This is a genomic window from Cohnella ginsengisoli, from assembly GCF_029525555.1.
GTDB lineage: Bacteria > Bacillota > Bacilli > Paenibacillales > Paenibacillaceae > Cohnella > Cohnella ginsengisoli.
In genome coordinates, this window is the sequence record NZ_JAPDHZ010000003.1 from 2053288 (window position 1) to 2068382 (window position 15095).

At 63.9% G+C, this 15095-nt stretch carries 6 protein-coding genes and 1 pseudogene; all 7 read right to left on the reverse strand.

What is annotated here, in order from left to right:
• Positions 1–41: 41 nt before the first annotated feature.
• Positions 42–2843 carry an alpha-mannosidase gene (locus tag OMP38_RS20635; protein ID WP_277566888.1) on the reverse strand — a complete coding sequence of 934 codons (2802 nt, stop codon included), beginning with the start codon at positions 2841–2843 and terminating at the stop codon, positions 42–44.
• A pseudogene (locus OMP38_RS20640) lies at positions 2840–6030 on the reverse strand (beta-galactosidase). Before OMP38_RS20640 ends, OMP38_RS20635 begins: the two are co-directional and overlap by 4 nt.
• The gene (locus tag OMP38_RS20645) at positions 6023–7348 is read right to left on the reverse strand and encodes a glycoside hydrolase family 125 protein (RefSeq protein WP_277566746.1); all 1326 of its coding nucleotides are present in this window, start codon (positions 7346–7348) and stop codon (positions 6023–6025) included. Before OMP38_RS20645 ends, OMP38_RS20640 begins: the two are co-directional and overlap by 8 nt.
• A 268-nt stretch (positions 7349–7616) precedes the next feature.
• Positions 7617–10727 (reverse strand): alpha-mannosidase, encoded by a 3111-nt coding sequence (locus OMP38_RS20650; RefSeq protein ID WP_277566889.1) that lies wholly within the window; start codon positions 10725–10727, stop codon positions 7617–7619.
• Between the two features lie 14 nt (positions 10728–10741).
• Positions 10742–13045 carry a glycoside hydrolase family 3 N-terminal domain-containing protein gene (locus tag OMP38_RS20655; RefSeq protein WP_277566747.1) on the reverse strand — a complete coding sequence of 768 codons (2304 nt, stop codon included), beginning with the start codon at positions 13043–13045 and terminating at the stop codon, positions 10742–10744.
• Positions 13046–13120: 75 nt separating this feature from the next.
• Positions 13121–14026, reverse strand: a complete 906-nt coding sequence (locus OMP38_RS20660; protein ID WP_277566890.1) for a carbohydrate ABC transporter permease — start codon at positions 14024–14026, stop codon at positions 13121–13123.
• A gap of 41 nt (positions 14027–14067) precedes the next feature.
• On the reverse strand, positions 14068–15000 hold the full coding sequence (locus OMP38_RS20665; RefSeq protein ID WP_277566748.1) for an ABC transporter permease: 933 nt from the start codon (positions 14998–15000) through the stop codon (positions 14068–14070).
• Positions 15001–15095: the final 95 nt, after the last annotated feature.

The following is a 15095-nucleotide window of genomic DNA, read 5'->3' on the forward strand; positions in this document are numbered from 1 at the left end:
AGCTCAGGCCAACCCCGACTGCAAAGAATCTCTGGTTGAGACTACTTGGCGCTCTTCGGCGCCGCGCCGCGGATGCCCAGCGTGAAAATCTCGCAGGCGCCCAGCTTGCGGATGAAGGCGTCGCCGGATGACCCCGCCGCCGCATCTGTAACGCGCCGCTCCAGCACATCGCTCTCGTAGAACGACGCTGCCGTCGCCGCTATGCGCAGCTCGGCCGCCTCCGGCCGCATGTTGAACCAGCGGACCATCAGGTCTCCGCTCTCCTCGCCAATCGCAGCGGAGGAGAAGGCGACGCCCTCGCCTTCCCAGCTCAGCAGCTGCCCGGAAGCGGCCAGCTTGCCCTCGTGCACGCGGGTCTGCGCCAGCGCCCAAGGCGTCTGGAACTGATACGATGCCGCATACGCGCCGTCCGTCGCCCCGTCGCCGCCGTGCGGCACGAGCAGCAGCTCGGCCGTATGCACGCCCAGGCACTGCGCTTCCGGCGTCGGGAAGACGCCCCAATCGCCCAGCTCGGCGACCGAACGCAGCAGCGTCACCGCGATCGTGCCGCGTCCGTCGCGGAGCACCTCGTACTCGTTCAGGCCGAGGTTCGCGACCGTCAGGCCGAAGGCTTCGCCGTCCGCGACGTCCACGAACGCCTGCTGATGCTGGGCGTTGCTCGGATTGCGCCACTCGGCGGCAGGCTCGGTATCCCGGCGCGCGATCTCGAAGATCGCGTCGGCCAGGTGCGTTTTCGCCTGAATATCCGACGGGAACAAAGCCCGTACCCGATGATCCTTGGCGCGGTTGTCGATCGTCGCGCGGATGCCGACGCCGCGACCCGCGCGCTCCAGGCTGACGACGGTCCGAATCTCCGTCGGCACCGTCTCCGCCACGCGCTGCGCCTTGCGTTCCGGGAAGTAGACGGCTTCCCGCTTCTCTTCCTCGAACAACGCGTCCGCCGAAGCCGGCACGGCCCAGCGGTGCACGATCTCGATCGCGCCGCGATGCGCTTCGTCTTCGACGATCCGGATATCGGCTGCCAGGCCGCGGGTCGTCAGCGCCGTCTCGCCGTCCGGCTGGCGGTACATGTACTCGTTGCCGATGTCGCCGGTGTCCTCGTAGACGAGCAGATCGCGGTAGGCGCGACCGGTCTGCTTGTCCGTCACCGCCAGCGTGCCGTCGTCCGCGACTTCGACGCGCAGGCGGTCGTTCTCCAGCGAGCGCTCGCCACTTACGAGCGAAGGCGCAGCGCCCGCTTCGCCGGCAGCCTCGCCGCCAGCAACAGCGACGGCTTTGACCCACGCGTAAGCCTTCCATCCCAGCGCCGGTACGTCCGTCGCTTCGAATGTCAGCTTCACGCGCCGCGTCCAGTAAGGCTGACGGAACTTGTCGTCCGGCAGATCGTAGCCGAACTGCAGACCGAGATCTTCCGCCTGGCAGGCTACGGCCAAGCCCTCGGCATCCACCAATACGCGTCCGCCGATGTCCAGCGCCTTCATGCGGCGCTGCATCTCTTCGGGCGGCACGCCGTCGCGGTAGTAGATGCGCTCGACGTCAAGCTCGATCTCGACCGTGCCCGTGCGCGGCCAGCCGGTCGTGTTGAATGCCACGACCGGCAGCGCGTCCGCGCCGTAGCGGGCGAAGGCCGACGTATCCACGGCATCCGCCGCGGCCCGCTTGCTGTCGTCGATGATCGCCTCGGCGACGTGCTTGCTTTTCTCGAACCGGGTCACCATCTCGCGATGGACCTCGTCGACGCTGCAGCCGCAGATGCTGTCGTGCGGATGGTTCTGCATGAGCGTCTTCCACGCGTAGGTAAGCAGGTGATGCGGATAAGCTTCGCCGACGACGTGCGCGATCGCGGCGAGCGGCTCCGCCACCCGCTCCAGCAGCGCTTGCCCCAGCTGGTTCATCTGCTTCAAATACACCCGCGCGGAGGCGGTATTCACGAGCGTCGACCAGCCGTCGGTGCGCTGGCTGCGCAGCTCGCCCTTGACGACGGACAGGTTGTCGCCGAGCGACTTCCTGACCGACTCCAAGTATTCCCCGAAGCTGGAGTGTACGAACTCCGTGTCCGGATACAGCTCGCGGGCGACGCGGATCGCCTCGGGCAAGTCCGTCTGGATCGGTTGGTGATCGCAGCCGTTCATATAGAGCAGCTGGCCGGTCGACGCATAGCGCTCCGCATCCGCCAGCTTGCGATCCCAGTATGCCTTCGCTTCGGCCGCGTCGACCGGCACTTCGTTGCCGTTGCTGTACCAGTTGGCGAACAGAATGCCGAGCACGCGCGACCCGTCCGGTCCTTCCCAGATCAGCTCGGAGAACGACGATTCGTACTCCGAATCGGCCACCGTGTTGTTGAACCCGGTCGGCTTCACGCCGCGTCCGAAAACGGCATTGTCGATGCCGGCCTGCTTCATGATCTGCGGCGCCTGGCCGATGTTGCCGAACGTGTCGGGGAAATAGCCGACCTTCGAGATCGTCCCGTAGCGCGCGGCGTCGCGGTGACCGATGAGCAGGTTGCGCAGGTTCGCTTCCCCGCTCGTCAGGAACGCGTCCTGCAGAATATACCAGGGACCGATATGAATCCGGCCTTCCCGGATCAGCTTCTCGAGCCGCTCGCGGCGCTCCGGACGAACCTGGAGATAGTCCTCCAGGATGATCGTCTGGCCGTCGAGGAAAAAGCTGCGGTATTCTTCTTCCCGCTCCAGCGTGTCCATCAGCGTATCCATCAGGCGAATCAGGCGGACGTGGTGCTTTTCATAGGGTAAATACCATTCGCGGTCCCAGTGGGTGTGCGAGATGATATGGGCGGTTCTTTTTTTGCTCCAAAATGACTCTCTCCTCTCCTGATCGCTCAGGCGCCGATGTCTGTTTCTACTGTCGTCTCCCCAGGGCGATAGACGGCCGTAAGGCGGCCCTCCCGGTCGACCGCGAACAGCACCGAGCGCTCTCGTTCCAGCAGGAACGAATAAGTCGCTCCGGTCGAAGCGTCCTTCACCCGGACCGGCGTATCGTAGGCATACTCCGAGACGAATACGTACAGCGCCCCTTCTCCAAACGAAAGTTTGCGCCCGTAAACGCCCGGCAAATCGCCGCCCTCGAGCCACTCGAGCGCGGGCTTATAGCCTGCCGTCTCCAGCGCGTGCGCATACAGCGCCGCGATCGGCTCGCTGCGTTCGTTCAGCTCGACCGGCAGCGGGCACCAGAGGATACGGCCGATGCCGTAGAACACGTCGACCACGGCGTCCGCTCCCGAGCCGGCGGCGCGGGCCGGCACTTCCTTGGCGACCTGCGCGATGCGCCGGCTGCCGTAGCTGACCGCGTAACGCTTGCCGCCGACGGCAAGCCGCTCCTCGCGCACGACGTTGGCGGGCTTCCGCTCGCCCAGCGTGTCCGCGAGACGGTCCGTGTGCCGCCAGTATGCATCAAGGCCCGCAGGTCCGGTGACGAGCAGCGTCGCGCCCGTCCGGCCGACGATGTCCAGCAGCGCGGCGTACGCCGTGTCGTCCACGTTATGCGCGGACGGCAGTATGATGAGCTTCGCCGGCTCGTCCAGCAGCGGCTTCAGGTCGTACTCGGACACGCCGCGGAACGGCACGTTCAGTTCATAGGACAATACGCGCGTCAGCTTCGTCGTCGCGTCGAAGGCCAGCTTGCGGTTGGACAGATCGTTCGAATACGGGAAGACGACCGCCACGTCCTCAAGCTCGCGGCCCTTGAACAGATCGCGCGTCGCTTCGATGAACGCGCCAAAGTCGTACGAGACGTCCGCCTCCGGCTTCTCCGTGCCGTCCGCGCGAAGAGCGCCGATATGCGACTCGTTCGCATTGTCCATATAGAAGTTCGTATTCCAGATCCAGTGAATCGCGCCGGCGCCGCCCGCCGCGAAGGCGTAGGCGTACTTGCGCTCCAGCAGCGCCCTCAGCTCCTGCTCCGAGCGCTTGGCCAGCCCCTCGGGCGTCTCCACGTACATGATGCCGGTCTCCTGCACGACGTTCGGCTTGTCCGCCGTCTTGGCGAACACGCCGTCCCACAGCAGCTGATCGTTCAGCCACCAGGAATGCACCGTCGTGTAGTCGACCGCTTCCCCATAGAAGAACGGGGAAGGCCGCTGCGCGCCGAGCGCCTCGTCCTGGCCTACGGTCACGAGATGGTCCGGGCAAAGGTCCTTGATCGAGGCGACGAGTTGGCTCGCCCACCGGTTATGCATATCCATCGAGAACAGCGCGTAGTCGAGCCAGCGCGTTCCCTTTTCCCGCTATGCATGTCCTGCACGTCGAAGTTGATCTGCTCGGGCTCGGGAATCTCGGCCGAAGCGAAGTCCGGCAGCTCGCCCGGCGTCATGCCCCAGCGCTCGCGCAGGCGCGCGATCGTGCCGTGCCGCCGCTGCAGCCACTCGGCGAACGCCGCCCGCTCGAACGGATCGCGGCTCGAACGGGGACCGTCGGAGAAGATGCGGACCGGATCGAACATCGACGGCTCGTTGATCAGATCCCAGTCGACGTGCTTGGTGTCCCGGTGGCGGCTGACGATCGAGCGAATGAACCGCTTCTGCGCTTCTACGCTGCGCGGGTCCAGATAAGGGTTGACGCCCTCCCAAGTCTCCGGCGTGAACGAGAAGAAGGTGAACGTTACCTGCAGCCCGTGCTTCTTGGCCGTCAGCAAAAACGCGTCGATCGCGCGCAGCGCGTCCTCCGAGACGTGGCCGTCGACCTGCATGATGTTGCGGTAAGCCGTCCAGATGCCCGTACGAATCCAGTTGATGCCCGCGCGGCGCATCTGCGCCATGTCGCGGTCCCAGACCGATACGTTCGGGAGGAACAGGAACTTGCGCGCGACGTCGCTCGTCATGTAGGTCATGCCGACGATCGGCAGCGGGCGTCCGTCCTGCTCGAAGTAATCGCGTCCGGCCCGGATTGGCGTGCCTTCGGCCAGCAGGGCCGGGTCCGCGCCCCAGAAGCCCTGCCGGAGATAGCGGACTTCGCCTTCCTCCGACTCGGCCCGGCAGGACACCCGGTAGAAGCCGTTTTGCACGTCCGTCGGCACCGGAATCCGCCATACGTCCAGCTCCCGGCCTACGTTCTCGCGAAGCGTCAGACGGAACGGTTCTTCGGCGCCCTCTTGTCCCTTCGTCTCCCGTTCGACCCGAAGGTCGAACGTCCACTTCAGGTTTCGGCCATCAGCCGAAGCGCCAGCCTCACCGCCAGCGGCGCCGCCGCGTCCGAGCGTCTGCGCCTGCAGCGTCAGCAGCGGACGCTCGTGCGCTTCATAGACCGCATAGCTTGGCTTCAGCCACAGCTCCGTCACGCCGCGCGCGCAGAACCGCGCCCAGCCCGCGAGGGCCTCCCAGCCGCCGCGCGCCGCGAACGCGCCGCCGAGCGGCTGGTTCACGAACAGCCAGCGGCTGCCGGCGAAGTCGCCCTTGGTGTTCTCCCACAGGACGACCGGCGCGGACCGCTCGCGTCCGTCGGCCGACATGCCCTTGAGCAGCGCGTACACGTGCGCGTCCATCGGGCCTGCCGAGCCCATCTGATGCGGCAGGTCACTCGCTCTCGACACGTGCGGCACGAGGTTCCAAGTATCGGCGACGTCGAGCAGCGCCTCCTGTCCCGCGAACAGCGGGATATCCGCGTGGGAAGCGTGCCTCGTCACGGGATCGGCGGACACCCGCAGCATCTCGTGTATGCGAAGCTGGCGATGATAAGCCGTCTGCTCGGCTTCGACGAGCCAGGCGCCGTTTCTGCGGCGAACCGGCTTGCGGAACGGCGCGCCGCCGGCGCTAAGCAGACCGCCCCCGCGCTTCAGGTACGCGAGGATGTCTTCCCATGCGTCGACGGGAAAATACGGCGCGTGCAGCGATACGAAGCTGGCGCCCCCCGCATTGCGCAGGCGCTCGCCGAGTTCCTCCGCGTTCGCCACCTCGCCGATCAGCTGCGCTTCCGCCTCCGACAGCGCCGGCGCGCCCGGAAACGCAGGGTCATAGAAAACGATGATTTTCAACGAGTCCTCACTCAACGCTGCCTTCTCCCTCGCCCCCTTATCCATCGAGCAATCCATCCTTCATCGCGCGGTAGACGAGCTGCGAGAACAGGCTGTTGGACCAGGCGAACCACTTGCGCGTGAACACGGCCGGATCGTCGGCGTGGAAGCCCTCATGCATGAACCCCGTGTCTCCGTCCGTCGCTTCGAGCATCGCGATCATCTCCAGCTTTTCCTCGGCGGTCGACGCCGTGATGCCTTGCATGGACAGCGCCATGTGCCAGATGTAGTCCGGCGGCGTATGCGGGCTGCCGATGCCCCGCGCGACCTTGCCTTCGTAGTAGAACGGGTTTTCCTTGCTCAGCGCGAAGCGGCGCGTGTTCTGGTAGATCGGGTCGTCAGCGGACACGTAGCCCAGGTACGGGATGGACATAAGACCCGGCGTACCCGCGTCGTCCATCAGGCAGTAGTTGCCGTAGCCGTCAGTCTCGTAGGCGTAGATCGGTCCGAACTCGGGGTGACGGTAGATGCCGTATAGCTGAATGCCGTGATCGATGTCGGCTTCGAGCGCCTTCAGCTCGGCCAGCAGCGCCATGTCGCGGAACACCCACTCGGCGAACTCCTGCATATGACGCAGCGCGACGACGGCGAACATGTTGCCCGGAATATTGTAGTGGAAATCGCAGGCGTCGTCGCTCGAGCGGAAGCCGGACCAGACCATGCCCGTGTAATTGACCGGCATGCCCAACCCGTTATTGCGAAGGGAATCCGTCGGGATGCCGTTGTTGCGCGTGAAGCGGTACGGGGACTGCTCGAAATGGCGCTGCTCGGTTTTGAACAGGTCGACGATCAGGCGCATCGCCTGCTTGAAGCCCGCGTCGAATACGTCCGCGCGCCCGGTCTCTTTCCAGTACAGGTATGCGAGACGCATCGAGAAGCACAGCGAGTCGATCTCGAACTTGCGCTCCCACACCCACGGCGACATCTCGGTGACGTCCGTCGTGTTCCAGTGCCAGTCGTTGGCGGATTCGTTAAACGCGTTCGCGTAAGGGTCGATCTGGATGTAGGCAATGTGGCGGCGGATGAGGCCCGCGATGATGCGCTGCAAGTCGGCATCGTCCTTGGCGAGCGGCACGTAGTGGACGACCTGCTCGACGGAATCCCGCAGCCAGGAGGCCGGGATGTCGCCGGTGATGACGAACGTCGTGCCGTCGTCCAGCAGCTTGGTCGTCGTTTCGAGCGTGTTCGGGAAGCAGTTTTTGAAGAGCCGGAGCAGCTTCGGACGGTGCGCGAGCCGCTGCTCGGCTTCGGCCAGCACGTCCCGCACGGCCGCCGGCAGCGTCAGCTTCGGCATCGCGATCTGTGGCAATCTGAATTGTTCCATGGCAGGCAAGACCCCGCTTCTATGTGATTTAACGAGCTAAATTAACGTTATAAAGCATTACCGCCGCCTGACCGTGAACCACCGATCCGACCGAGATAACAAGCCGCCGCTGAGAGAAGACGCACGCATCGTTATCCAGTCACGTATCATTAAATAGTTCAGAGCGGCCGGTGGCGTATGTTAGCGGCATTCCGTGCCGCTAATGGGCCCGGAGCGGCGCGTTCGCGCATCCCTATCCCGCTGCATACCGCCGATCCCGCACGATACATTAGCGATCTAAAAGCTTAACGGTCTTAATCTCAAACGGCGCGAACGACAGCGCGATCCGGCCGTCCTCGGCCGCAAGTGTCTCCCCGTTCGCCTCGAGCGCGTCCGACAGCACGGCGCGCGCGAACGGACGGGGCCAGTTCAGCACCGCGGTGCCGCGGCCGCCGGACGATTCGTACAGGCGCAGCACGATACCGTCGCCGTCTTCGGCAGGCTTGACCGAGTCGAGCACGACATGCTCGCTCTCGAACGGCAGCAGCGCACCGGCCGCCGGGAGCGAACCGCTCTGACGATCGGCCATAAGCACGGCGTCCTCGGCGTTCAGCTCCGCAGCGCGGCGCAGCGTATGCGCGGTCCGCCAATCGCCTTCGTGCGGATAAAGCGAGTAGGTGAATTCGTGCTCGCCCAGATCCGCGGTGACGTCCGGCCACTTGGGGGCGCGGAGCAGGGACAGGCGGATCGTCGTACCCTGGACGTCGTAGCCGTATTTGCAGTCGTTCAGCAGGCTGACGCCGTAGCCGTGCTCAGACACGTCGACGAACCGGTGGCCGCATACTTCGTATTGGGCCTGCTCCCAGCTCGTGTTGCGATGCGTCGGACGCTCGAGCGCGCCGTATGGAATCTCGTACGTCGCCTTGCTCGCGACGACGTCGATCGGGAAGCCGACCTTCAGCAGCTTGTGCGCCTCGTTCCAGACGACGCGGGTGCGGAAGTCGATGCGCCGGTCGCCATGGTAGAAAACGACGTCCTGACTGATCTCCGACTGATGGAGCCGCCAGCGGAACCGCAGCACGTCCATCGTCTCCCCTTGCAGCGCGACGCTCTTCTCCAGCAGTTCGGCTTCGCCGGCCGGCTGCAACTCGTAGCGCTCGTCGATGTCCCAGGCGTCCCACAGCGTCGGACGGTCGTGGTAGAAGCCGAAGCGGTTCGCGGCTTCGCCGCCCTTCACGATCTCCCGTCCGGCCGCCTTGTCGAACAGGCTGACGATCTCGCCCCGCGCGTTGAACCGAACGCGGTAGACTTCGGTCTCCCAGCTGTCGCCAAGCGTGCGCGCCCTGGCGTCCGCAGCCGCCGCGCCTGCGTCACCCCGCTCGCGCAGCCAGATCGTCTTATAGCCGAACGCCGGCACCGCCGGCACGCGCACGGCCAGACGATCCTCGCCAACGGCATCGGCGGTCAACCGGCGTCCTTCCGAATCGAACGCGGCCAGCGCGCTCGCGGACGATCCCGCCACCGTCAATGCCGCCTGCACGTCCCGCGCCCAGCCAAGTCCGTTAAATACAACGTACGGCACGCCTTCTCCCGCCGTCGTATCGATGCCTCCTGCGAGCGCCGGCAGGATCTCGTTCAGGCTATCGCGTCCCTTTTCAAAAATCGTCCCGTATTCCTTCTCCGAGGTCACGTACGCTTCGGTAATCGCCGACCCCGGGATGATGTCGTGGAACTGGTTGAGCAAAATCAGCTTCCAGCCTTCGTGCAGTTCGCTCCGCAGCCGTCCGTCCAGGCCGGCGTCCAGCCGAGGCAGCGCAAGCGCGTGCCACAGCTCGGCCTCGCGGTATAGCACCTCGGCTTTGCGGTTGCTGCGCTTGTTGCGGCCGTGGGTCGTGTACGTCCCGCGGTGCAGCTCGAGATACAGATCGCCGTGCCATTCCGGCACCTCGTCCCGCTTCTCCTCTGCGCCCGCGAAAAAATCTGCGGCCGTGCTGTGCTTGCTCGCCGGCTGGCCGACCATCAGGTCCGAGCGGTCGACGTACTCGAGCATCTCGCGCGTCACGCCGCCGCCCCCATCGCCATGCCCGTACAGCAGCATCTGCTCGGGATAGACGTCCTTTTGCCGGTACGATTGCCAGTGGTCGTGAATGTCCTTCGGCGTCGTGTGCTCGTTGATGCCATGGTTCAGGTAAGACAGCATCGGCGTGCCGTCGATGCCGACCCAGCGGAACAAATCGTAAGGGAACACGTTCGTGTCGTTCCAATTCAGCTTGGTTGTCATGAAATAGCGGACGCCGCCGTGCTTCAGAATCTGGGGCAGGGACGCGCAGTAGCCGAACGTATCCGGCAGCCACTCGATGTCCGAGACGCGTCCGAATTCTTCTTGGTAAAAACGCTGGCCGTACAGCATCTGCCGCATGAGCGATTCCCCGCTCGGGATGTTCAAATCGGGCTCGACGTACATGCCCCCGACAAGCTCCCAGCGGCCCTCGGCGATCCGCGACTTCACCCGCCCGTACAGCTCCGGATCGTTGTTCTTCAGAAATTCGAACAGCAGCGGCTGGCTCTGCGCGTACCGGAAGTCCGGATACTCCCGCATGAGCGCGTCCACCGTCGAGAACGTCCGGCTCGTCTTGCGCACCGTCTCCCGTACCGGCCAGAGCCAGGCGACGTCGATATGCGACTGCCCGACCATGTGCTGGACGCCTTCGGCGTTGCCGCCCACCGCGCGAACCTCGTCCCCCAATCGCGCCTCGATGTCTGCAACCGCCGTACCTTCGCGGATATCCCCTTCGCTCAAGGATACATACGAATCCATCGCTCGAAGCAGCGCTTCAAGCAGCCGCGCCCTGCGGAAGTCCGTTTCCGGCAGCAGTACGGCCGAATCGCGCACGACCGTCGCCGCGTACAGGAGGCGCTGGACCGGTTCGTTCGCCAGCACAAGCTCGCTGCGGATCGCGGCGATCGGCGGCTGTATGACCGCCTGTCGGTTGAGCGGATCGACGGGCTCGGGGATCGGGTCGTACAACTCGATCGCAAGCTCCGGCGACGTGCCGACGCGAGCGGCGTCGAGCGTTACGAACGTATGGTTGCGATCAAGCCCTTGAAACGAAGCGCCGTTGACGCGGAGCAGCCCCTCGCCGCCGGATTCGAATATGAGCCCGACGGTACCGCCCGACGCGATCCAGTCTCCGGGCAGCTCCAGCTTTTTGCGAAAAAAGTAAGTGTTCCCCTGCTTGCTCGGAAACGGGGCAAGTCCCTCCGTCTTATAGGGAGCGCGCTCCTCATACTGCCCCGGCAGCACGTAGGTCGCCCGGTCGATCGCCCAACCGCTCACTTCCGCCCGTTCCAGCCATTGTGCCTCGGACAGCTCGCGAAGGAAACGGCGCAGACGTTCCAATAGGTCTTTTGCGTTCATCGGTTTCCGTCCTCCTTGACGAGCAGATCGGCTGCCAGCGTGTCGGCCGAATGCCGCCCGACCAGCACCTTGAAGCGTCCGGGCTCGACGACCCGCTCGTAAGCCGGGCCTACGTATTCAAGCTGTTCTCTCCCTACCCGAAACTGCACGGTACGCGTCTCTCCTGGCGCCAATCCAATCTTCTCGAAGCCTTTCAGCTCCAGCGCAGGCCGCGTGACCGCGCTCGCGACATCGGAGATATACAACTGCACGACCTCGGAACCCGCGACGCCGCCCGCGTTGGTCACATCAACGGAGACGATCGCTTCTTCATCGGGTCCGATCGCGGCGGGCGTCACCGTCAGGTTGGCATATTCGTAGTTCGTGTAACTGAGCCCGTAGCCGAACGGATACTGGGGCTTCAAATCGCTCTCCAGGTACCGCTTGCCCCGCGAGCGCTTGCCGTTATAATACACGGGCAGCTGCCCGACATCCTTCGGAATCGATATCGTAAGGCGTCCGGACGGATTGACTTCGCCGAACAGAATGTCGGCGATCGCGCGCCCGCCCTCCTGCCCAGGATACCACGCTTCGAGGATCGCATCCGCATTCGCGTCGATCCACGGCTCCGCAATCGGCCGTCCGTTAATATAGACGACGATAAGTCGCTTGCCGAGCTTGCGAATCTCCTGGATCAGCTCGAGCTGCACGCCCGAGAGCCGCAGCGACATGCGGTCGATGCCTTCGCCGCAGTCCATGTCGTTCCAGCCGTCTTCGGTCACTTTGGAAGCCCCGGTACGAAGGTCGATCGTGCCGTCGCCAAAGTCCCGCGCGCTGGAGCCGCCGACCACCATGACGACGATGTCCGCCTGCTTCGCCGTCTCAAGCGCCAGCGGAAACCCGTCCCGGTCTTCGCCGCGGATCCGGCAGCCCGGCGCGTACAGCACGCGCTCGGCCCCAAGCTTGGCGCGAATGCCCGCGAGCACCGTGGCGACCTTGTCCGCCGGCTGGGGCGACGTGTAGTCTCCCAGCTGGTTGTAGCCGTGGTCTGCGTTCGGACCGATGACCGCGACCATGCCGCCGCCCGCAGCGTCCAGCGGCAGTGCGCCGCCCTCGTTCTTCAGCAGCACGACGCCTTCGGCCGCCAGCTGCCGCGCCAGCGCGACATGCGCGTCCGCGCCGATCGCGTCGGCGGCGAGCTGCGCATCTACGTAAGGTCGCTCGAACAGGCCGAGCTTGAACTTGAGCGTCAGGACGCGCACGACCGCCCGGTCCAGCGCCGCCTCGTTCAACTTGCCCTCGCTCAGCGCTTGCAGCAGATAACGCCCGAACATTTCGCCCGACATTTCCATATCGATGCCGGCTTCGAGCGCGCGTACGGCGGCTTCCATGCCGTCTTCCGCCGTGTCGTGCCCCGCCGCGAGCATGTCGATCGCGCCGCAGTCGGTGATGATCATGCCGTCGAAGCCCCAATCCCGGACCAGCACCTCGTCCAGCAGCTTCGCGTTGGTCGTGCACGGGACGCCGTCGATCTCGTTGTAAGCCGGCATAATCGACGCGGCGCCCGCCTCGACGGCTTTGCGGAACGGATGCAGATCGACTTCGAGCAGCTCGCGCCAGCCCATATGGACGGGCCCGGCATTGCGGCCGCCCTCCGAGCTGCCGTAGCCGACGAAGTGCTTCAGCGTCACGGCGACGCTGTCCGGCGCATCGAGACGCTCGCCCTGCATGCCTTCGACGGCAGCGACAGCCAGCTGGCCGACCAGATACGGATCCTCGCCGAAGCACTCCTCCGTCCGGCCCCACCGGGGATCGCGGACGATGTCCAGCACCGGCGAATACGTGACCGCGCCGCCTTGGGCGCGCGTCTCCTTCGCCACCGCGCGGCACATCTCGCGGTACAGATCGACGTTCCAGGCGCTGCCGATCGACAGCGGCACGGGAAATACCGTCGCGCCGATCGCCATATGGCCGTGCGAGCACTCCTCGCCGATCAGCAGCGGAATGCCGAGCCGCGAGCGCTCGATCGCATAGCGCTGAATCTCGTTGACGGCCTCCGCGCCCTGAACGGGCGACAGACCCGTCTCCAGCGTAACGCCGGTCCACGGGTCCGCGCGCAGCGTGCCGTACAGCGAGCCAACGCCGCCGCGGGCGACCTGCGCCTTGAACGTCTCCTTCATGACGACGTTCCCGCCTTTATGTTCATAGGCCTGCCAGCCGAACGGCTGCACGAGCTGGCCGACCTTTTCTTCCGCCGTCATCTGCCGAAGCAGCAGCTCCGCGCGTACGCGGGGCGGCTTCGTCGGGTCCTTGTAATCCATGCTTTTCACATCCCGCTCGTTCTTTAAATCCTGCTTATTACTTACGCAAAGCGAATTCTCGTACGCAAATCCCGCTTATTCTTTTACGCCCCCGACCGTCAGGCCCTGAACGAAGTAACGCTGGAAAAACGGATAAGCGAAAATAATCGGCACCGTCGCCAGCACGACCATGGCCATACGGGCCGTATCCTGCGGCATCGACTGCAGCACCTCGAGGCTGATGGAGCCGTTCGCCGAATTTTGCTGGATGAACTGCATGCTCGATTCGATTCGCATCAGCATCGCCTGCAGCGGCACCTTGTTCGGATCGTCGATGTACAGCAGCGCGTTAAACCAGTCGTTCCAGTAGCCCAGCGTACTGAACAGGCCGATCGTAGCGAGGCCGGGCAGCGACAGCGGCAGCACGATGGTGGAGAAGATGCGGAATTCGCCGGCGCCGTCGATCTTGCCGGACTCGATGATCGCGTCGGGAATGCCGGTGATGTAAAACGTCCGCAGGATCATGATATAGAAGGCATTGAGGGCGAGCGGCAGGATGAGCGCCCAGATGCTGTCCTTCAGGCCGAGCAGCTGCGTCACGACGATATAAGTCGGAATCATGCCGCCGCTGAACAGCATCGTGAAGATCGCGAACAGGGAGAAAAAGCGGCGGTACGCGAAGCTGCGGCGCGATACCGCGTAAGCATACAGCGAGATCAGCAGCAAGCTGACGACCGTACCGATGACCGTCACGAGGATCGTGACCCCGTAGGAGCGCAGCAGCGTATCGCCGGTTTTGAATATATATTGATAAGCGTCCAGGCTCCAGGCCTTGGGAATGACGCGATACCCGTCCGTCGCCAGCGTCTTCTCCTCGGTGAAGGAGATGATGACGACGAACACGAACGGAAACACGCACAGAAAAGCGAATATGCCGGCGATCAGGTTGAACACGATGTTCCAGCCCGGCGATGCCTGGTGGAAGTTGCGTTTCTTTTTCATCACGTTGGGCACCGGATATGCCCTCCTCTCGATTCAGGAATTTAGAACAGCGCGCTGTCCTTGTCGACCTTGCGCACGACATAGTTGGACACCATGACGAGCACGAAGCCGACGACGGATTGATACAGGCCCGCGGCGGTGCTCATGCCGATCTCGCCGGTCGTCTTGAGGCCCCGGTATACGTATGTGTCGATAACGTTCGTCACGGAGTATAGCGTGCCCGAATCTCGCGGCACCTGATAGAAGAGGCCGAAGTCGGCATAGAAGATCTTGCCCACGGCGAGCAGCGTCATGATGATGATGATCGGCTTGAGCATCGGCAGCGTGATGTTGCGCACTTGCTGCATCTTGCTGGCGCCGTCGATCATCGCGGCTTCGTACAGCGAACGGTCGATGCCGAGGATGGAGGCCAGGTAGACGACGCTGCTGTAGCCGATCGATTTCCACAAATAGACCAGCACCAGAATATAAGGCCAGACCTTCGGGTCGTTGTACCATTGCATACGGTCCATGCCGAAGTATTCGAGCGTATGGTTCAGCAGGCCGCGGTCCATGCTCAGGAAGCTGAACGCGAAGTAACCGACGATGACCCACGACAGGAAGTACGGGAGGAACATGCCGGTCTGATATAGCTTGGCCAGCTTCTTGTTCGCCAGCTCCGACAGCAGAATGGCCAGGGCGACGGAGAATACGAGGCCGAGAACGATAAACGCGATATTGTAAAGCAGCGTGTTGCGAGTGATCGACCACGCGGCGTCCGTGCTGAAGAGAAACTTGAAATTGGCCCATCCGACGTTTTTGCTGTGGACGAGACTGTACCAGAAGCCGTGGCGGCTGAAGCGGTATTGCTTGAACGCGGCGATCGTGCCCACCAGGGGCAGGTAGGAAAAGAAAAGGAACCAGATGGCGCCCGGGAGCACCATGAGCAGCATAACCTTGTTGCGGTTGAACGAGCGGAAGAATGATCCGACCATGTTCGCCAATCCCTCCTATGGTCATTTGTGAATACGGCAAAAAATAACGAAAGATCGGGCGAATTGCTCACCCGCCCGATCTTGCGATTTAAGTT

Bases quoted from the DNA above. Each gene is read 5' to 3' on its own strand.
- OMP38_RS20645 (WP_277566746.1), bottom strand. From the start codon at position 7,348: ATGGAACAATTCAGATTGCCACAGATCGCGATGCCGAAGCTGACGCTG.
- OMP38_RS20655 (WP_277566747.1), bottom strand. From the start codon at position 13,045: ATGGATTACAAGGACCCGACGAAGCCGCCCCGCGTACGCGCGGAGCTG.
- OMP38_RS20660 (WP_277566890.1), bottom strand. From the start codon at position 14,026: ATGAAAAAGAAACGCAACTTCCACCAGGCATCGCCGGGCTGGAACATC.
- OMP38_RS20665 (WP_277566748.1), bottom strand. From the start codon at position 15,000: ATGGTCGGATCATTCTTCCGCTCGTTCAACCGCAACAAGGTTATGCTG.